This is a genomic window from Saccharothrix sp. NRRL B-16314, assembly GCF_000716595.1.
Lineage (GTDB): Bacteria > Actinomycetota > Actinomycetes > Mycobacteriales > Pseudonocardiaceae > Actinosynnema.
The window spans coordinates 25,504-44,576 of record NZ_JNXC01000007.1 but is presented as its reverse complement, the minus strand read 5'-3'; the positions used below and the strand labels follow the sequence as shown (position 1 = coordinate 44,576).

Genomic DNA, 19,073 nt, shown 5'->3' with positions numbered 1-19,073 from the left:
GTCAATCCGCCAACAGCCACAAATAAAGGGAAAACCGCACTATTGCGGAAGGTCAGTCTCCGTCGCGCAGGGCGGCGCGGGTGCCGTGCGCGATCTCCAGGTCTTCCCTGGCGGTGATGACGAGGGTCCGTGCGGTGGCGTCCGGGCCGCTGATGTCGCTGTCGCCGTCGACCCGCTCGTTGAGGCCGTCATCGACGGTGACGCCGAGGAAAGCCAGGCGTTCGGCGGCACGGCGGCGGACGGTGGCGGACCTCTCGCCGACGCCGCCGGTGAACGCGAGCACGTCCAGTCCGCCCAGGGCTGCGGCCATCCCTGCGATGCCCGCGACCAGCCGATGCGTGTAGACGTCCAGCGCCAGCACGGCATCGGGGTCGCCGTCCGCCGCCCTGGCGTCGATCTCCCGCATGTCACCGGTGCCGGCCAGCGCGGTGAGGCCCGACCGTTCCTCCAACGCGGTCGCGACCTCGTGCGGCGACAGCTTCTCGTGCTCCTCCAGCCACAGCACCAGACCGGGGTCGACGGTGCCCGACCTGGTCGCCATGACCAGGCCCTCCAGCGGCGTGAACCCCATGGTGGTGTCGACGCTGCGACCGTCGGCGATCGCCGTGAGGGAGGCGCCCGCGCCCAGGTGGCAGGTGACGAGGCGCTTCGGGCCCAGCAGTTCGGCCACCCGCCGTGCGCAGTAGGCGTGGGACAGTCCGTGGAAGCCGTAACGGCGGATGGCGTACCGCTCCCGCCACTCCTGGGGCACCGCGTAGGTGGCAGCCGCGGGCGGGATGGTGGTGTGGAAGGCGGTGTCGAAGCACGCTACCGCCGGGACGTCCGGGAGCAGCCGGTGCACCGCGTCCAGCCCGGCCAGCGACTTCGGCTGGTGCAGCGGCGCGAGCGCGGTCAGGTCCACCAGCGCCCGGCGGACCAGGTCGTCGACCACGACCGGGTCGGTGAACCGGGTGCCGCCGTGCACCACCCGGTGGCCGATCGCATCCGGCGTGGGCCAGTCCTCCAGGACGTCGCCGAGGCGGGCGGGATCGGGTTCGACGTCGGCGGTGCGCTCCACCTCGTCGTCGGCCGCGAGCAGCCGCAGCTTCAGGCTGGACGAGCCCGCGTTGACGACCAGGACCCGCACGTCAGCTCCACGTCCAGTCGGCGATCGCCGGGTCGTCCTCGCCGTGCTCGCGGGTGTACCTGCGTGCGGCGAGGCGGGCGTCCGACATGCGTTGGCGCAGCGACGCCGCCGCACCGCCCAGCGACGGCACCCGGTCGATCACGTCCATGACCAGGTGGAACCGGTCCAGGTCGTTGAGCATCACCATGTCGAACGGTGTGGTCGTGGTGCCTTCCTCCTTGTAGCCGCGCACGTGCAGGTTGACGTGGTTCGCGCGGCGGTACGTGAGGCGGTGGATGAGCCACGGGTAGCCGTGGAAGGCGAAGACCACCGGCTTGTCGGTGGTGAACAGGGCGTCGAAATCACGGTCGGGCAGGCCGTGCGGGTGTTCGGTGTCCGGTTGCAGCCGCATGAGGTCCACGACGTTGACCACCCGCACCTTCAGCTGCGGCAGGTGTTCACGCAGCAATTTCGCGGCGGCTAGGGTCTCCAGCGTCGGGATGTCCCCCGCGCACGCCAGCACCACGTCCGGCTCGCCCTCGGTGGTGCCCGCCCAGTCCCAGATGCCCACGCCGCGCGTGCAGTGCGCGACCGCGTCCGGCATGTCCAGGTAGGTGAGCGCGGGTTGCTTGCCCGCCACGATCACGTTGACGTAGTGCCTGCTGCGGAGGCAGTGGTCCGCCACCGACAGCAGCGTGTTGGTGTCCGGCGGCAGGTACACGCGGACGATCTCGGCCTTCTTGTTGACCACGTGGTCGAGGAAGCCCGGGTCCTGGTGGCTGAACCCGTTGTGGTCCTGCCGCCACACGTGCGACGACAGCAGGTAGTTCAGCGACGCGAGCGGCGCGCGCCACGGGATCGCACGGGTCGTCTTCAGCCACTTCGCGTGCTGGTTGAGCATCGAGTCGACGATGTGGATGAACGCCTCGTAGCTGGTGAACAGCCCGTGCCTGCCGGTCAGCAGGTAGCCCTCCAGCCAGCCCTGGCACAGGTGCTCGGACAGCACTTCGAGCACCCGGCCGTCCGGCGCGAGGTGGTCGTCACCGGGCACGGTCGCCGCCCGCCACTTGCGGCCGGTCACGTCGAACACCTCGGACAGCCGGTTCGACGCCACCTCGTCCGGACCCATGACCAGGAAGTTGTCCGGGTTGAGGCGCACCACGTCCCGCAGGAACGCGCCGAGCACCTTCGTGGCCTCGCTGCTCGCGGCGGCGGGCCGGTCGACGGTCACCGCGTGGTCGCGGAAGTCGGGCATCCGGAGGTCGCGCAGCAGCCGGCCGCCGTTGGTGTGCGGGTTCGCGCTCATCCGCCGATCGCCCGTCGGCGCGAGGGCGCGCAGTTCGGGCACCAGCCGGCCGTTGTCGTCGAACAGCTCCTCGGGGCGGTAGCTGCGCAACCACTCCTCCAGCCTGGCGCGGTGCCCGGCGTCGGTGCGGGTGCCGGCGAGCGGCACCTGGTGCGAGTGGAACGTGCCCTCGACCGGTTGGCCGTCCACCTCCTTGGGTCCGGTCCAGCCCTTCGGGGTGCGCAGCACGATCACCGGCCACGGCGGGCGTTGTTTCGCGGACCTCATCTCGGCGATGTCGTCCAGCACGCGGTCCAAAGTGGACGCGAGCTGTTCGTGCACGGCCTTGGGCTCGTCACCGACGACGAAGTGCGGCGTGTGGCCGTAACCGCGCAGCAACGACGCCAGCTCGTCCTCCGGGATGCGCGCCAGGACCGTCGGGTTCGCGATCTTGTACCCGTTCAGGTGCAGAACGGGCAGCACGGCGCCGTCACGGGCCGGGTCGAGGAACTTGTTCGAGTGCCAGCTCGCGGCCAACGGCCCGGTCTCCGCCTCACCGTCCCCGATCACGCACACCGCCAGCAGGTCCGGGTTGTCGAACACCGCGCCGTAGGCGTGCAGGAGGGAGTAGCCGAGTTCGCCGCCTTCGTGGATCGAGCCGGGCGTCTCGGGCGCGACGTGGCTGGGGATGCCGCCGGGGAAGGAGAACTGCCGGAACAGGGCGCGCAGGCCGTCGGCGTCCTCGCCCACGCCGGAGTACACCTCGCTGTAGGTGCCCTCCAGGTAGGCGTTCGCGACCAGGCCCGGACCGCCGTGACCGGGACCGGCGACGTACAGGGCGTTCAGGTCGCGCTGCCGGATCACGCGGTTCATGTGCGCGTAGACCAGGTTGAGGCCCGGGGTGGTGCCCCAGTGGCCGAGCAGGCGTGGTTTGACGTGCTCGGGGCGCAGCGGCTCGCGCAGCAGCGGGTTGTCGAGCAGGTAGATCTGCCCGACGGACAGGTAGTTGGCCGCACGCCAGTAGGCGTCCAGCAGGTCGAGGTCGTCCGTCGCGGTCGACACCATGCACCCGACGCTAGCTCTGATCACCACCGCCCGAAACTCGAAGCCGGCGAACTCTCGAAGCCGGCGGACTAGGGTCGGGTGCCATGGATCCGCTGGTGCCCCGGTACGGGGGCGGTTCGCTCGCTGACGTGGTGCCCTCGTTGCTCGCCGGTCTGGGCGTGCCGGGGATGGTGGACGTGCTGGGCATCTCCGGCCCGTCGCGGGTGTGCGTGCTGCTGGTGGACGGCCTCGGGTGGCGGTTGTTGCGGGAGCACGCCTCCGACGCGCCGTTCCTGGCCTCGTTGGCCGGTTCGCCGATCACCGCGGGGTTCCCGTCGACCACGGCGAGCAGTTTGGCGGCGTTGGGCACCGGGTTGCCGACCGGCGAGCACGGGCTGGTCGGGTACTCGTTCGAGGACGGCGCCGAGGTGCTGAACGCGTTGCGGTGGTCGCGGTACGGGGTGCCCGAGCACGTCGACCTGCGGTCCGTGCTGGTGCCGGAGGAGGTGCAGCCCCGGCGGACGGCGTTCGAGGCGGCGTCCGACGCGGGGGTGGCGGTGCGGCTCGTCTTGCCGCGCGACCAGAAGGGCAGCGGGCTGTCCCGGGCGGCGCTGCGGGGTGGGCGGTTCCAGGCGGTGCTGGGGTTCGGCGACCTGGTGGCGCGGGTGGCGGAGGCGATGCGGTCGGACGACCGGGTGCTCTGCTACGCGTACCACGGTGACCTCGACGCGCTCGGGCACGTGTACGGGCCCGGGAGTGACCCGTGGCTGTGGCAGTTGCGGTTCGTCGACCGGTTGGCGGCGGCGCTGGCGGACGGCCTGCCGCGCGGGGGCGCGTTGGTCGTGACGGCCGATCACGGGATGGTGGCGGCGGACGACCGGGTGGACTTCGACGCGGACGCCGGGTTGCGGGAGGGTGTGCGGGTGCTCGGCGGCGAGCCGCGGATCCGGCACGTCTACACGTCGGACGTGGCCGGTGTGCGCGGGCGGTGGACCGAGCGCCTGGGCGATCGGGCGTGGGTGGTGTCCCGTTCGGAGGCGGTGGCGGCCGGCTGGTTCGGACCCCGGGTGGCGGACCACGTGCTGCCGCGGATCGGTGACCTGGTGGTGGCGGCGAGGGGTTCGCTGGCGTTGGTGCGTTCGACGGTCGAGCCGAGTGCCACCACTTTCGTGGGTCACCACGGGTCGCTGACGGAGGAGGAGCAGCACATCCCGGCGCTGGTGGCCACCTGATCCACCCGTCCCCCCGCCAAGACCACCCGAACGGGCGTTCGGCATAGCATCACGTGTCGGCCCGCCCGTGCGGGTCGACGGCCGGTGACCGGGATGGAGGCGATGAGTGGAGCACGGCTCGCCCGTCGTGGACACGTCGGTCGCCGGGGTCGCGGAAGCCAGGTGGGGCGTCCGCCCGGAGCCGGCGATCGCGCGGTACGCCGAGCCGGGCTGGCAGGTGTCCCCCGTTCCCGTCGACCGGCGGTGCCCGACCTGCGAGGGCGAGCTCCACGGCCTGTACCGGGCGCACCCGGACCGTGGTCGGCAGCAGTTGCAGGCCGCCGTCGTGTGCCCCGCGTGCCCCGCCTCGTTCACGCTGCGGGAGTTGAAGCTCTCGCAGCGGTCCGTGCTGGGCGAACTGCGCCCCGACGCGGTGACCCGCCGCCTGGCCGAAGACGCGCAGCTGGAAGCCCTGGCCCGCAACACCCGCCCCGTCCGCCCGCCGGCCGCGAAACCGCCCCAGCGCCCGGACCGATCACCTGGGCAGAGCCGGCCCCAGGCCGAACACCGGACCCTGGACCGACCCCGGAGCGCGGACCAGAGCCCTGGTCAGGAGCCGCCCCGGCAGCCGCGCCAAGATCGCCCGACCGATACGCGTCGGCCCCGTTCTGACACAGCGCCGGGCGCCGAACCGGGCTCCCCCGACCCCCGACCAGCGTTGCCGCCGGAGAGGGCGGGAGTCGAGACGGAGCTCGGGGTCGCGGGTGTCGAGGCCGAGGCGCGGGCTCCGGGCATGGCGGGGGCGGCGGCAGAGGCTGGGTCGGTGCGGCCGGTGCGGCGGGTTTCGACCGTGGCGATGGCGGCTCGGATCAGGTCGATCCTCGCCGGTTCGGAGGTTGCGCCGGCGACTCGTGACGCCGGTGCTCCGGTGTTGCCGCCGGCGTTGGCCGCGCTGGAGTCGCGGCCCGTGTGGTGGTGCAAGACGGTGGACCCGGCACTGGAGGTACCCCATCTGCCACCGGGGGTCGACGCGCGGGTGGTGCTGCCGGAGCGGGCCGAGTTCGACGGGTTGCGGGCGCGGCTCGATCGGGCCGGGGTGCCCTTCCGCTCTGTCCGGCACTGGCTCGAACAGGAGGAAGTGACCACGAGCGCCGCGTCGGCCTGGTTGTCCGACGTCGGCGGCGTGGTGCCGGAGCGGTGCGAGGCGGTGGTCGGGGACGGCGCACGGGCCGCGCGGCTGGCCTTCGAGGTGCTGTGGGACCTGCACGAACCGGTCGACCCCGGCGACATCCCCGACCCGGTGCCCGTCACCCGCTTCGTCCCGGCCGACTGGGCACGGTTCCTGCCGTTCCCCGTGCTCAACCCCGCCCAGGCGCAGGCCGCCCCGCACCTGATGGACGGTGACTCCCACCTGCTGATCACCGCGCCGACCGGTGCGGGCAAGACGGCGATGGGGATGCTCGCCGTGCTGAAGTCGATCCTGGACGAGGGCCGCAAGGCCGCCTGGCTCGTCCCGCAGCGCTCCCTCACCGACGAACTCGACCGCGAACTCGAAACGTGGCGCGCACAGGGCCTGCGGGTCGAACGGCTGTCCGGCGAGTACACCGTCGACGTCGAAGCGGTCAAAGCCGCCGACCTGTGGGTCGCCACGACCGAAAAATTCGAGGCGATCTGCCGCGCCGGCTCGCTCCAGGCGGCCCTCGGCGAGGTCGGCTGCCTGGTCGTGGACGAGATCCACCTGCTCGGCAGCCCCGGCCGCGGCGCGCTGCTGGAAGCGTTGCTGGCCAGGGTCCGGGGCACCGACTCGCCGGTCCGGATCGTCGGCCTCTCCGCGACGGTCTCGAACGCCGCCGAGGTCGCCGAGTGGCTGGAAGCGGACCTGGTGGCCACGACCTGGCGACCGTCCCGCGTCACGTGGCAGCTGCCGACGATCCCGGCGGCGTCCGGGTTCGCCGCGAACAACCGCCGACGCGAACAGGCCGTGCTCGACCTGACCCACCGGCACACCGCCGAGGGCGGCAGCGTGCTCGTGTTCTGCGGCTCCAAGCGCAACGTCCGCTCCACGGCGATGGCGATCGCGGCCGACCGGGGCGCGCCCGTGCACACCGTCGCCGCCGACGACGTCGACGGCCTGACGAAGGTCTGCGCGGACGTCGGCGTCCGCCTCCACTACGCCGACTACGAGCACAAGCACGCCGCCGAACGGGCGTTCCGCGCGCGTGAGGCTGACGTCCTGGTGGCCACGTCCACCGTCGCGGCCGGCGTGAACCTGCCCGCGCGCGCCGTGATCGTCAGGGACGTCTCGATCGGCGGCGAACCGATCGACACCTCGACCGTGCTCCAGATGTTCGGCCGGGCGGGACGCATCGGGGCCGGTGAGACCGAGGGCTGGTCGTACCTGCTCGTGGACGAGACGCAGCGCGCCGACTGGCAGACCAGGCTGGTGGCCGGCTACTCGGTGTACTCGCGCATCCGCGACTCGCTGCCCGACCACGTGCTGGCCGAGGTGCTGCAAGGCCGGATCGGGACGATGGACGACGCGCAGGCGTGGTGGGTCGAGACGCTGGCGCACGCGCAGGGCGACGACGACCTGGAACCGGTGCAGGAAGCTGCGGAGTTCCTGGTCGACGAGGGTCACCTGACCCTGACCGACGGCCGGTTGGCGATCACCGAGCTGGGTCGGCTGACCGCGCGGATGATGGTGTCCACCCACACCGGGCACCGGTTGCGCCGCACCCTCGCCCTGCTGCCCGTGCCGCACGACCCGGACGAGGCGGAGAACGCCCTGAGCCTCGTGCTGTCGGTGGCGGTGCGCGACCTGGCGGGCATCCCGGTGCCGGAGCCGGTGCGACCGGCGGTGGCCACGGTGATCAAGGCGGGCGGCAAGACGTCGCAGATCACCAACACGACGTCGGTCAAGGGCCTGGGTTCCCAGACGACGACCGCGCCCGGTGACCTGGCCTGGGCGGCGCTGCTGCTGGCGGCCCGCTCACCGCACCTGTTCGAAACGGGCAAACCGGGCAGGGGACGGCGGGTGGCCGGCGGCATCCCGATGGCCACCCTGCACCCGGTGTACGAACAGGCGCCGCGGTTCCTGGCGTGGCTGGCCGCGCAGGGCGTGCTGGGCACGGTGCACCCGTGGATCGCCGTGGTGGCCGCCGACCTGGACCACCGCGTCCGCTGGCGGGCGCTGGCACCGACCCGCGGCGCGGGCAGGCTGCTGTGGATGTGCGAGGAGATGGCCACCCGCGCCCACCTGAAGGACGTGGTCCCGGCCTTGTGGCGCTCGGCCGTGGCACGCGGCGTCCGCGCACCGGACTGGCAGCCGGGCCGATCGCCGGCGGGCTGCGTCCTCGACCACGCCGGCTACACCGCGCTGCTGCGCGAACGAACCACCAACCACACCTTGACCGCCCACGCCGACAAGGCCACCGTCACCGGCGGCTCCGGGGCCACCGCGATCGCCTGGCGAGGTCGGACCTGGACGGCGCCCTCGTCGTCGGCGACCATCGCGTACCCCGCGACGGAGGACGACGACTTGACCGAGACCGGCGTCGCCGTGTTCACCCGACGGGGCGACTACCGCGCCACGGGCTGGCTCGACACCTACACGACCCTGGACACCACCACCGAAGCCCCGCCCCCACCGCCCACACGTCCACGTCGGGGGTTGGGCGCGCGGCACTGACCCGCCCGGCCGGATGCGGCCCACCCGTCGACAATGGGTGACCATGGTGAGCTATCCGCCGGAACCGTGGGTCCTCCACGGCCACGCGTGCCTGTCCGTGTGGTCGGTCCCGGTGACCGCCCTCCCGCCGCTGCCGGTGCGCCCGGTGGCGTTGTTCGGGCGGGCCGTGGTCGGCACGGCGTTCGTGGACTACCGGCCGCCCGGCCTGGCGTACCGGGAGTTGGTGGCGGCGGTGCTGGTGCGGCAAGGGGTGCGGCTCGGGGTGTCGATCGCGCGGATCTGGGTGGACAGCCCGGCCTCGCGGGCCGGCGGGCGTGAGCTGTGGGGCATCCCCAAGGAGTTGGCGGAGTTCGACTGGGATCACGGGCTCACGGCGTCCGCCCGGGATGCCGGCGGCACGATCGCCTCGGTGCGCGCGACGCCGCGGCGTCACGGGCTGTGGCTGCCGGTGATGACGTCGACGTGGCAGGCGTTCGGTCGCGGCGTGGCGCGGACACCGTTGCGCGCCACCGGTTTCGTCGCACCGCTCCGGGCGACCTGGGACGTCGACCCGGCCGGCGCGCTGTCGTGGTTGCGCCCCCACCGGCCGCTGATCAGCGTCGGCGTCCGGAACCTCCGGCTGAAGTTCGGCCCGCGTCGGCGTTGACCGTCACGGGTTGACCGAAGTGGTCCGGACCACGTTCCCCCCTTGACATTGGTCGGACCACCGCACAACCCTATGTGGAAGCGCTCTCACGGACGGCGTCAGGCACTTGCCGCCCGTCGCGCTCGCCTCACGGCCGCCCTGAACCCGGTCGCGAGGTCGCATCAGCCTGCCCTGCACCGAGGAGTCGCAACCATGCGCACCCGAATGAAGTGGCTGAGCGCGCTCGTCGCGCTGGCCACGTCAGTGTCACTCACCGCCGCCACACCGGCCGCGGCCATCGGCCCGGACCTGCTGCCGCTGACCGTCACCAACAACAGCGGGCGTTCGGAGGCCGTCCACCTCTACGTCCTGGGCACCGACATCCGCAACGGCCGCCTCGGGTACGTCAACCAGGCCGGCGCCTTCACCCCGTGGTCGCCCGGCTCCAACCCGCCCGTGCCGGCACCGGACGTGTCGATCGCCGGACCGGGCAACGGCGGCAACGTCACCCTCCGCGTCCCCCGGTTCATCTCCGGCCGGGTCTACATGTCGTTCGGCGACAAGCTGAAGTTCTTCCTGACGCCCGACGGCCTGGTGCAGCCAGCGCCGTGGGCCTCGGGCGACCCGAACCACAACATCCTGTTCGACTGGAGCGAGTTCACCTACAACGACTCGGGCCTGTGGTTGAACAGCTCCCAGGTGGACATGTTCGCCGTGCCTCACGCCGTCACCGTGACCGGTGCGAGCGGCGTGACAAAAAAGACCGGCGAGCTGGTCAACAACGGCCGTGACAACGTGATCAACGGTGTGCGCAACCAGGCCGGCTGGGCGAACACGGTCCGCACCCGGTCCGACGGCACGGTGCTGCGCGTGCTCGCGCCGGGCAAGGCGGCCGACGCGGGCCTGTTCGACCGGGCCTACCTGGACCCGTACATCACGCAGGCGTGGAACGCCTACACCTCCAAGACGCTGACCGTGGTGCCGTTCACCGACCGCCCGGACGTGCGCTACTTCGGCCGCACCTCGGGCACCACCATGAACTTCACCAACTCCGCCGGTCAGCACGTGGCGTCGTTCGCCAAGCCGACCACGGCGAACGTGTGGGGCTGCGACGGCGCCCTGCACGCGCCCAACGACCAGGTGGTCGGCCCGATCGCCCGCACCCTGTGCGCCGCGCTGCACCGCTCCACGCTCGGCACGATCGACACCCAGCCGGGCGGCGGTCCGGCCGACTTCTACAAGGGCTCCATCACCAACCACTACTCGCGATTGGTCCACCAGAACATGGTGGACGGCAAGGCTTACGGCTTCGCGTTCGACGACGTGCAGGCGCAGGAGTCGTTGGTGCACGACGGCGACCCGCGTGCGGCGGGCATCGTCCTGACCCCGTTCGGCGCCGGCGGCACCACCCCGCCCCCGCCGGGAGGCAGCATTGTCAGCGCGTGGCACGGCAAGTGCATCGACGTGCCGAACTGGAACTTCGTCGACGGTCAGCGGCTGATCGTGTGGAACTGCACGGGCGGCACGAACCAGAAGTGGGAGTCGACCGGCGGGACGTTCCGCACGCAGAACAACATGTGCATGGACGTCGCGTGGGGCTCGACCGCGAACGGCGCGGCGATCCAGGTGGCGCGCTGCAGCGGCAACGCCGCCCAGCAGTTCGTCCTGACCGCGGCGGGCGACCTCGTCAACCCGCAGTCGAACAAGTGCGTGGACATCGCGGACTGGAACCCGGACAACGACGCGGTGCTGCAACTGTGGGACTGCACCGGCACCGCGAACCAGAAGTGGCGTCGCGGCTAGCCTCCTGATCGAGTCGAACACCTCGGGCCTGTCCGGCGGATCACGCCGGACGGGCCCGAGGCGTTCATGGGGCTCAGCGCTTGAGCGTGAAGGTGAAGTCGCCGGAGAGCTTGCCGCTCAGCCGGACCGCCGAGACGAGCTTCCCCTCCGTGACCAGCCGCTCGACCTCGGCCCGCCCGAGGCCGAACCCTTCAGCGATCAGTCGCACCGGCCGGACCGGGATGCGCGCCGCGAAGCGGACCGACACGTCGATCACCTCGACGTCCAGGCGATCCGATCCGCCCGTGTCGAGGCGCCAGGCGCCGTCCCAGTCGAGGGTGATGCGATTGCGGTGCTGCACGACCGCGTCCTGGAGCAACTCGGCCGTCAGGCCCGAGTCGTTGTCGTGCAGCCGGTCCAGCAGTTCGGGTCGTACGGAGCGCACGTTCATCCGCTCCAGGACCGTGAGCTTCGCGGTGTCGCCGCACCCGGTGCAGAGCACCAGGAGCCAGACGTCGAGGAGCTTGTGGTTCGCGTTGACGCGGAACTTGCCGCTCGCCCGGAAGCGATCGGACGCGCACACGTGACAACGGCGACGGACAAGGGGCAGGCAGGTGGGTACGACCACCCAGTTTTCGAGCACAGGGATACACCGGTTCCAGTGAGAAGTCCGCAGCAAGAAGAAGCGCGGCGCACAAGCGCGACGCGCGACAGATCAGCTCTCGGGAGGTCTCACACGGTGTACAACGGCACGCCTTTGCCCAGACGACTCGGTCCGGCAGCACGGTAATGGCGCGCAGCAGCGCCAATCCAGCGAATTTCCGAGGGACGCGTCGGGCGGCGGAAGTCCGGCTTCCGGTGTCCGGCTACGTCAGAGGTGTTCGCGGAACCACCAACCTGCCAGGCGGGCGACTTCCTCCAGTGCACCCGGCTCCTCGAACAGGTGCGTGGCGCCCTCGACGACCTCGACCCGGTGGGTCACCGCCAGCTGCTCCGCCGCCGCCAGGTTCAGCTCCAGCACCTGCTCGTCCCGACCGCCCACCACCAGCAACGTCGGCGCACGCACCCGGCCCAGCGCGCGACCGGCGAGATCCGGCCTCCCGCCACGCGACACCACCGCCTTGACCAGGTACGTCCCGGCCGCCGCCACCAAGGCCGCCGCCGCGCCGGTGCTCGCGCCGAACAGCCCGATCGGCAGTCCCCGCGCCACCTCCCGGCGCGACGTCCACTCGACCGCCCCCGCCACCCGCTCGGCCAGCAGCCCGATGTCGAACCGCAGGCGCCCCGTGACGCGGTCCTCCCGCTCCTCCCGCGGGTTCAGCAGGTCCAGCAGCAGGGTCGCGAACCCGTCGCGCCGCAGCGACTCGGCCACGGCCCGGTTGCGGCTGCTGTGCCGGGAACTGCCCGAACCGTGCGCGAACACCACCACGCCCAAGGGGTCGTCCGGCACGCCGAGGTCGGCGGCCAGGTCCACGCCCCACGCGTCGACCGACACCGCCATCGTGCCGCTCGTCGTCATGCCTTCCGGGTTGACCGGCGCGCACGGCGGCAAACGACCGCGGCTCGAACGCGGATTCCGGTCGCGCGGTGGGTAACCCATCCGTGTCCGAGCGGAAGGAGCCACCCATGGCTGACGAACGATGGATGTCCGAACAGCAGGAAGGGCTGGACCTGCGACGGGACACCGGCCAGGACCACCGCCTGCAACGCGCCGCCGAGTCCGCGGGCCCCCAGTACACCGCGCACAACGGTCGCGGTGACCTCACGGACGAGGAGTCGACGGCCATCGCCGACGAAGCCGGCTCCAGCTACCCGCGGGGACCGGAGTACGACGCGATGCACGTGGAGGAGGAGCGCTGACCGCCCGGAGCCGGGACGTTTCCGGGACACGGGCTCCCGGAACATAAGATTTCGGGGTCAACGGGACAAAGGGGGACGCGTGCGCGTGAACGAGATCGACATCGCCTACGACGACAAGGGCAGCGGCGTACCGGTCGTGTTCGTGCACGGCCACCCGTTCAACCGCTCGATGTGGCAGCCGCAGGTCGAACGCCTCAGCGCCCGCTACCGGGTCATCGCGCCCGACCTGCGCGGCTACGGCGAGACGACGGTGGTGCCCGGCACGACGCCGCTGAGCACGTTCGCCGACGACCTGTTCGGCCTCCTCGACCGCCTCGGCGTGGACCGCGTGGTGCTGTGCGGGCTGTCCATGGGCGGCCAGATCGTCATGGAAGCGCACCGTGCGCGCCCGGAGCGCGTCCGCGCCCTGATCCTGGTGGACACCTCCCCCGACGCCGAGACGCCGGCCGGGCGTGAGGTCCGGTACGCGGTGGCGGACGATTTCCGCCGTGACGGCATGAGGCCCTACGCCGACGAGGTGCTGGCCAAGATGATCTCCCCGCACAACGTCGGGGCCATGCCCGACGTCGCGGCCCACGTGATGCGGATGATGCTCGGAACGTCACCGGAAGGCGCTGCGGCGGCGGTGCGGGGCCGCGCGGAACGGCCCGACTACCTCGACTCCCTGTCCCGCGTCACCGTGCCCGCGCTCGTCGTGGTCGGCGAGGAGGACGAGTTCACGCCGGTCGCGGTGGCCGAGCTGATGCACCGGACCATCCCGGGGTCGGCCCTCGCGGTGATCCCGGGCGCGGCCCACATGCCGAACCTCGAACGGCCGGACGAGTTCAACGACGCGGTGGAACGGTTCCTGGACGCGCTCTGAGGTGACCCAGGCGTTCCAGGCGCACGGGCGCCGGCCGACCGGCGGACCGCAGCAGCTCGGCGCACCGCGCGGCCGTGGGGCGGCGGCGGGCGGGCAGCGACGTCATCAGCGACAGGAGCCTGATCAGGTCGGCGGGCAGGTGGCGCGGGATCTCGGGCGGGCGGTGCAGGCGGGCCACCGCGGCGTCGAGCGGGTTGCCCTGGTACTCGCGGTAGCCGGTCAGGCACTCCAGCAGGACGAGGCCCAGCGCGTAGACGTCCGCGGCCGGGCCGACCTCGTCACCGCGGACCTGCTCCGGGGCCAGGTAGGCGGCGGTGCCGACGACCTGACTGGCGTTGGTGAGCCTGGTCGCGGACAGTGAGCGGGCCAGGCCGAAGTCGGCCAGGTAGGCGGCGCCGGTCCGGTCGAGGAGGATGTTCGACGGCTTCACGTCACGGTGCACGACGCCCTGTTCGTGCACGTGGACGAGGGCGTCGGCCAGCCGGTGGCCGAGGGCGCGGACGTGCGCGGCGGGCAGCGTGCCCCGCGTCAGCCGATCCCGGAGCGTGACGCCTTCGACCAGCTGCAACACGACGTAGGACTGGCCGTCGGCCGTGCCCGCGTCGTACACGGACAGCAGCCCCGGGTGCGACAGCGCGGCCATCGTGCGGATCTCGTTGTCGAACCGCCGCCCGCCCACCGGGTCGCCCCGGAAGTCGAACAGCTTGACCGCGACGAACCGGCGGAGCAGCACGTCCCAGCCCCGGTGGACTTCGGCCGTACCGCCCGCGCCGAGCTTGCCGTCCAACCGGTAGCGGCCGGCGAGCACCCGGTTCTCAGTGGTCAACGACATGGCCACGCCCTTCGTGTCGCCGGTTGGGACGCCTCCGAATTCCCCCGGTCGGACGTCGACAAACCCACCGGTCTGCGCGGCTCGGCGCGGAGCGGGCGGAACGGCGGTCAACCGATGATGCGGCCGGCGCACCGCTCCTGGCCGGGGCAGCTCCGCAGCACCCGCACCACCGGCGGCTCGACGATCTGCGCGGGCGGCCCCTCGGCGTCACCCGGCCACCGCACGGAGATCGCCATCGTCGAGGAGTTGTTCGCGTACGACTTCTCCACCAGCGTCCGGTCGCCGTTCACGACGTTCACCACGTCGTACACGCCCGACCGCACGCCGGTGATGTCCAGCCACTGGAAGTCGACCGTGTGCAGGTAGTCGTCCCCGAACCCGACCGAGATGCCCTGCACCACGCTCAACGCCTCGGGCGAGTGGTGGCCGCACCGGTTCAGCCGCAGCTGCTTCGCCAGCTCCGCGGCCGGGCTGCCGTCGTCCACCGGTCGGTTCGCCAGCCGGTCCGCCGTCCGGTAGCGGTCGCCGAGGCAGAAGCCGTTCTTCCGGTCGGTGACCACCGTGTCGCCCGAGGTGGTGCGGAGCTGGAAGTGCTCGAAGTCGAGCATGTGCCAGTGCTGGTGCGCGGGCGCCGGCTCGAAGTACATCGTCGCCGGCAGCTGGTGCTGCGCCTGCTCGTACGACGCCGGGATCGAACCGTCCACAGCGGACTGGAAGGCCTGCCGCGACGCCATCAGCGGCTGACCGGTGTCACCGCGGGCGCCGTAGATCAGCAGCGGGCCGTCGCCGATGTTCTCCGCGGACGTGGTGAACCGCAGCCGGACCGCGCCGGCGGGCCCCTTCTCCAGGCACTCGCCGTTCGGCGCCGACGGGTCGGCGACCATGCACACGTCCCAGTCGACGCACCGCGCCGGGTTGGCGGTCCGACCGCCCGCGCACCCCACCGGGGCCTGCCGGAGGTCGGGCAGCAACCCCGTCTCCTCCGCGACCGCGTGCGACGGCCCCATCGACACCGCTACGAGCACCGCTGTGCCGACCAGGGCCACGCATCTCCGCACCATTGTCCTCAGTCCGTCCGATTTGTCGTACGAGTCCGTGCAGTTCCCCGTGCGGTCGTCGGGCGACGGCGGGCGAATGCCGGACTGATCCACAGACAAACCTACTCAAGGACCCCGAAAACGTCGGCACATCACCCGCCAAGTTCACTCGATCGATTGAGGGACAAGGGAAATCCGCCGCACTGGCCCTAGCCTTCACCGCGATCGCGCCCCGGGCGCGCGTCATCCGCTACGGGAGGTGGGTCCGATCGACCAGGGAGTTCTCGGCGCCGTGACGATGGTGTGCGGCACCAGGCCGGAGCTGATCAAGCTGGCTCCGCTGATCCGGCTGATCGGCGCGAGTGCGACCGTCGTCTACACCGGACAGCACTACGACACCGCGATGTACCACCGGATCCGCCAGGACATCGGCCGTCCCGGCCGGTTCCACGAGCTGAACGTGGGCGGCGGGCGGCGCGGCGCGCAGCTGGGCGCGGCGGTGGCCGCGGTGGACGAGGTGCTGGCGCAGCACCCGACGCGGGCGGTGATCGTGCAGGGCGACACGACGTCCGCGCTCGCGGGAGCGCTGGCGGCCAACGCGAACGACGTGCCGCTCGTGCACGTCGAAGCGGGCCTGCGCAGCTTCGACCGGGCGATGCCCGAGGAGCACAACCGGGTGGCCATCGACCACCTCGCGGACCTGTGCTGCGCGCCGACCCCGCTCAACCGCACCAACCTGCTCGCCGAGAGCGTCCCCGAGGAGCGGATCGCGATCACCGGCAACACCGTGGTCGAGGCGCTCGTCAACGCGATGCCGGGGCGGGACGCGGAGGCCGGCGTGCTGGCCTCGCACCGGCTCGAGCGCGACGGCTACGTGCTGGCCACCATCCACCGGCCGGAGAACGTGGACGACCCGGTCACCCTGGAGACGATCCTGCGCGAGCTGAACCGGCTGCCGCTGCCGGTGGTGCTCCCGCTGCACCCGCGCACGGCGAAGCGGGTGTCGGGCTTCGGGCTGACGTCCCTGCTCATCCGGCTCAGGGTGGTGGAACCGCAGGCGTACCCGGCGTTCCTGGCGCTGGCCCGGGGCGCCGCCGTGGTCGTGTCCGACTCCGGCGGCATCCAGGAAGAGGTCAGCGTGCTCAAGCGGCCCGTGGTCGTGGTGCGCCGCAGCACCGAGCGGCCGGAGATCGAGGGCACGTTCGGCACCCTCGTCCCGCCCGGCCCGCGGATGGGCGCGGAGGTGTCGCGGTGGCTGGACGACGTGCCCGGCCACCGGGAACGCCTCGAGCAGATCCCGTCCCCGTACGGCACCGGCTCGCCGTCGGTCCGGATCGCCGCCGCGCTGCGGCACCTGGTCGGCGGCGAACCGGTCCGCGGTCGGTCCGAGGTCCGCCTCGGCGCGGACGCCCTCAGGTCGGAATCCCCTGGCCGGGAAGCCGTTGTGGTGCCTCCTCCAGCATCGCGACGACCCGCCGCGCAAGCCCCGCACTCGAATTCCAGCTCGTGACCTCCGGGTAGACGTGCGCGGTGGTGGCCAGCAGCAGCGGCGTGCCGTCGACCACCACCGGCGGGCGTCGGGCCAGGTACCCGAGCGGGTACACCGGCTCGACGAAGGGCGCCTTGAACACCCGCACGTCGTCGACGTCCGCAGCGTCCAGCGACGGGTGCAGCTCCAGCAGCTGCGCCGTCCAGCGGGCCGCGATCGATGCGTCGTCCTCGCCGAACAGCGGTGACTCCCGGTCGGTGTAGCGCATCGCGTAGACCAGGTGCCACCCGTTGTAGGGCCGCACGCCCGCCAGCGGGGTCATCTGGATCAGGCCGTCGAACTCCGTGCCGGACCGCACCACGGGCGTCCAGTAGTGCCCGGACAGCGGCCGGCGCAGGAAGAACAGCGCGTTCACCACGCCCTGGTACGGCAGCCGCACCTCGGGCAGCCGGGCGGCCAGGTCGTCGTCCGCGAGTTCCCGCAACAGCGGCAGCGGCAGCGTCGACACCACGCGGTCCGCCGAGACGACCTCGCCGGCGTCCAGCTCGATCCGCACGCCGTCGGCCACCCCGACCCGCCGCACCGGGGCACCGAGCCGCACCACGCCGCCACCGGCCTCGATCGACGCCCGCAACGCGTCGATGACGGCCCGGTAGCCGCCCTCCGGGTAGCCGCGAACGGCCACGGCGCCTTCGCGCCCCAGGCGCTGCCACAGGTACAGCGCGGGCACGTCGCCGAAGCGCGCGCCGAACTTCGCCCCGAACAGCGGCGCGAGCAGCAGCTCCCACACCCGGTCGCCGTAGAGGCCGCGCAGCCAGTCCTCGGTGCGCGTGCCGTCCAGGTCCTTGCCCCGCCCCAACCGGCGCAGCAGCAACGAGACCACGCCGAACCGCAGCCGGTCGAGCACGCCCAACGGGGTGAACCTGAGCAGGTCCAGCGCGGTGTTGAACGGGAAGCTCCGACCGTCCACGACCATGCCCATCCGAGTGCGGCGCCACCCGATCGAGTCACGCAGGCCCAGTTCGTCGAGCAGCTCGAGCAGGTGGTCGTCCGTCGGCATCACGCAGTGGTAGAAGCGCTCGATCCAGCGGTCGCGCCAGGGGAAGAACGTGCCGAGCCCGCCGAGCTGGTCGCTGCCCTCCAGCAGCGTCACCGCGGTGCCGGCGCGCACCAGCCGGTGGGCGGTGGCCAGGCCGCAGATGCCGCCGCCGACCACCACCACGTGCCCGTGGCCCACCGGTCCCATCACAGCGCCCGGTACGGCGCGGGCGAGAGCCGGTCGCGGACCAGCAGCTTCACGTACTGCCCGACCGTGCGCGCGATCCTGATCTTGCTCGGGCCCTGCTTGCGGTCGTAGCGCAGGGTCAGCGGCACCTCGGCGACCACCGGGCGGCAGTGCCGGAGCTTGAGCAGCAGCTCCACCATGCAGGCGAAGCCGCGCTCCTCGATCAGCCGCTCGCCCCAGTGCTCCGCGGCACGGGTCAGCAGGCTGACGCGGTAGGCGCGGAACCCGCTGGTGAAGTCGCGGACGCCGTCCACCCGGAGCACCTGCCGGAACAGCACCGCGGCGCCACGGGACAGCAGCCGGCGCAGCGCGGGCGCGGTCGCGTCGTCCCCGCCGGCCACGAACCGGGAGCAGATCACCACGTCCGCGCCGGCCGCGATCTCGCTCTCCAGCTGCCTGATCAGGTCCGGGTCGTGGGTGTCGTCGGCGTCCATCACGACGACCACGTCGTCCTCACCCGCCTCGGCCAGCACGGCGCGCAGTCCTGATTGGACGGCCTGGCCGAGGCCGAGGTTGACCGGGTGGCTGACCAGCCGGACGTCGAGGCCCGGCACCCCGGCGATGGCGACCTCGGCGGTGCCGTCGGACGAGCCGTCGTCCACGACCCAGGCGGTGAGCTGTTCGGTGAGCGCGACCTCCGCGAGCCGGTGCAGCAGCGGGGGGAGCGAGGCGGCCTCGTTGTAGGCGGGCAGGACGACGTGGGCTCGGGCGTGTGTGCGCTTGCCGCCGGAAAGGGCCGGTCCACCCTGTTCCGACGCGGTGCGCAGAGCGCCTTCATCGACTGTCAAAGGACCCCATTTCACTGGATGGTGGATGACGGGCCAGAATTATTCGCCTGCGCACCGCGACTAGATTCGACCACCCCCGCCGGTATCTGGTCGCACGGCAGGATGAATTCACGCGAAGAACGGGCCCGAAGATCACCGAAAAGAGGAACAGGGTTCACCGAAAGAGTGACCCGACATCAA

Annotated in this window: 15 protein-coding genes; 7 read left to right on the top strand and 8 right to left on the bottom strand. The window is 72.0% G+C overall.

The features are described 5' to 3' along the window. Positions 1 to 52: 52 nt before the first annotated feature. Both OQ02_RS13710 and OQ02_RS13705 read right to left on the bottom strand, forming a co-directional pair. On the bottom strand, positions 53 to 1,126 hold the full coding sequence (locus tag OQ02_RS13710) for an acetate/propionate family kinase (RefSeq protein WP_033438785.1): 1,074 nt from the start codon (positions 1,124 to 1,126) through the stop codon (positions 53 to 55). Position 1,127: 1 nt separating this feature from the next. Beyond that, the gene (locus tag OQ02_RS13705; RefSeq protein ID WP_033438784.1) at positions 1,128 to 3,455 is read right to left on the bottom strand and encodes a phosphoketolase family protein; all 2,328 of its coding nucleotides are present in this window, start codon (positions 3,453 to 3,455) and stop codon (positions 1,128 to 1,130) included. An 83-nt stretch (positions 3,456 to 3,538) separates the two neighbouring features. Between OQ02_RS13705 and OQ02_RS13700 the strand changes: the two genes are divergently transcribed. The 4 genes from OQ02_RS13700 to OQ02_RS13685 all read left to right on the top strand — a co-directional run bounded on the left by OQ02_RS13700 (position 3,539) and on the right by OQ02_RS13685 (position 10,761). After that, entirely contained in the window at positions 3,539 to 4,666 is a 1,128-nt protein-coding gene (locus OQ02_RS13700; protein ID WP_051772274.1) for an alkaline phosphatase family protein, read from the top strand. A gap of 106 nt (positions 4,667 to 4,772) precedes the next feature. Then, positions 4,773 to 8,333, top strand: a complete 3,561-nt coding sequence (locus OQ02_RS13695; protein WP_033438783.1) for a DEAD/DEAH box helicase — start codon at positions 4,773 to 4,775, stop codon at positions 8,331 to 8,333. Between the two features lie 43 nt (positions 8,334 to 8,376). Next, on the top strand, positions 8,377 to 8,979 hold the full coding sequence (locus OQ02_RS13690; RefSeq protein WP_033438990.1) for an acetoacetate decarboxylase family protein: 603 nt from the start codon (positions 8,377 to 8,379) through the stop codon (positions 8,977 to 8,979). A 192-nt stretch (positions 8,980 to 9,171) separates the two neighbouring features. Then, on the top strand, positions 9,172 to 10,761 hold the full coding sequence (locus OQ02_RS13685; protein WP_033438782.1) for a glycoside hydrolase family 64 protein: 1,590 nt from the start codon (positions 9,172 to 9,174) through the stop codon (positions 10,759 to 10,761). 73 nt (positions 10,762 to 10,834) lie between these two features. Here the strand turns inward: OQ02_RS13685 and OQ02_RS13680 are convergent, their stop codons facing one another. Then, positions 10,835 to 11,323: a DUF1062 domain-containing protein gene (locus OQ02_RS13680; protein WP_231500017.1), complete on the bottom strand. Its 489-nt coding sequence runs from the start codon at positions 11,321 to 11,323 to the stop codon at positions 10,835 to 10,837. Between the two features lie 288 nt (positions 11,324 to 11,611). Beyond that, positions 11,612 to 12,259, bottom strand: coding sequence for a dienelactone hydrolase family protein (locus OQ02_RS13675; RefSeq protein ID WP_231500016.1), 648 nt, complete (start codon positions 12,257 to 12,259; stop codon positions 11,612 to 11,614). Between the two features lie 107 nt (positions 12,260 to 12,366). Between OQ02_RS13675 and OQ02_RS13670 the strand changes: the two genes are divergently transcribed. Continuing rightward, the gene (locus OQ02_RS13670) at positions 12,367 to 12,600 is read left to right on the top strand and encodes a hypothetical protein (RefSeq protein WP_156077034.1); all 234 of its coding nucleotides are present in this window, start codon (positions 12,367 to 12,369) and stop codon (positions 12,598 to 12,600) included. 79 nt (positions 12,601 to 12,679) lie between these two features. Then, complete coding sequence (locus OQ02_RS13665) at positions 12,680 to 13,462, top strand: alpha/beta fold hydrolase (protein ID WP_033438779.1); 783 nt, start codon at positions 12,680 to 12,682, stop codon at positions 13,460 to 13,462. Here OQ02_RS13665 and OQ02_RS13660 read toward each other — a convergent pair. After that, positions 13,425 to 14,294: a serine/threonine-protein kinase gene (locus tag OQ02_RS13660; protein ID WP_051772272.1), complete on the bottom strand. Its 870-nt coding sequence runs from the start codon at positions 14,292 to 14,294 to the stop codon at positions 13,425 to 13,427. The genes OQ02_RS13665 and OQ02_RS13660 overlap by 38 nt on opposite strands. Before the next feature lie 107 nt (positions 14,295 to 14,401). Further along, positions 14,402 to 15,340, bottom strand: coding sequence for a lysyl oxidase family protein (locus tag OQ02_RS13655; RefSeq protein WP_231500015.1), 939 nt, complete (start codon positions 15,338 to 15,340; stop codon positions 14,402 to 14,404). Positions 15,341 to 15,590: 250 nt separating this feature from the next. Here OQ02_RS13655 and wecB point away from each other — a divergent pair, with 250 nt between their 5' ends. Next, positions 15,591 to 16,841 (top strand): non-hydrolyzing UDP-N-acetylglucosamine 2-epimerase, encoded by a 1,251-nt coding sequence (wecB, locus tag OQ02_RS13650; RefSeq protein ID WP_231500014.1) that lies wholly within the window; start codon positions 15,591 to 15,593, stop codon positions 16,839 to 16,841. On the opposite strand, the gene OQ02_RS13645 is transcribed toward wecB, so the two are convergent. After that, positions 16,744 to 18,066 (bottom strand): FAD-dependent oxidoreductase, encoded by a 1,323-nt coding sequence (locus OQ02_RS13645; RefSeq protein ID WP_033438777.1) that lies wholly within the window; start codon positions 18,064 to 18,066, stop codon positions 16,744 to 16,746. The two genes, wecB and OQ02_RS13645, sit on opposite strands and share 98 nt — an antisense overlap. Beyond that, entirely contained in the window at positions 18,066 to 18,893 is an 828-nt protein-coding gene (locus OQ02_RS13640) for a glycosyltransferase (protein ID WP_033438776.1), read from the bottom strand. Before OQ02_RS13640 ends, OQ02_RS13645 begins: the two co-directional genes overlap by 1 nt. Positions 18,894 to 19,073 lie beyond the last annotated feature (180 nt).

What these genes read in the sequence shown, in the direction of transcription:
- OQ02_RS13705 (WP_033438784.1), bottom strand. Translation starts at nt 3,455, where the DNA reads ATGGTGTCGACCGCGACGGACGACCTCGACCTGCTGGACGCCTACTGG.
- OQ02_RS13700 (WP_051772274.1), top strand. Translation starts at nt 3,539, where the DNA reads ATGGATCCGCTGGTGCCCCGGTACGGGGGCGGTTCGCTCGCTGACGTG.
- OQ02_RS13690 (WP_033438990.1), top strand. Translation starts at nt 8,377, where the DNA reads ATGGTGAGCTATCCGCCGGAACCGTGGGTCCTCCACGGCCACGCGTGC.
- OQ02_RS13685 (WP_033438782.1), top strand. Translation starts at nt 9,172, where the DNA reads ATGCGCACCCGAATGAAGTGGCTGAGCGCGCTCGTCGCGCTGGCCACG.
- OQ02_RS13675 (WP_231500016.1), bottom strand. Translation starts at nt 12,259, where the DNA reads ATGACGACGAGCGGCACGATGGCGGTGTCGGTCGACGCGTGGGGCGTG.
- OQ02_RS13670 (WP_156077034.1), top strand. Translation starts at nt 12,367, where the DNA reads ATGGCTGACGAACGATGGATGTCCGAACAGCAGGAAGGGCTGGACCTG.
- OQ02_RS13660 (WP_051772272.1), bottom strand. Translation starts at nt 14,294, where the DNA reads ATGTCGTTGACCACTGAGAACCGGGTGCTCGCCGGCCGCTACCGGTTG.
- OQ02_RS13645 (WP_033438777.1), bottom strand. Translation starts at nt 18,066, where the DNA reads ATGGGACCGGTGGGCCACGGGCACGTGGTGGTGGTCGGCGGCGGCATC.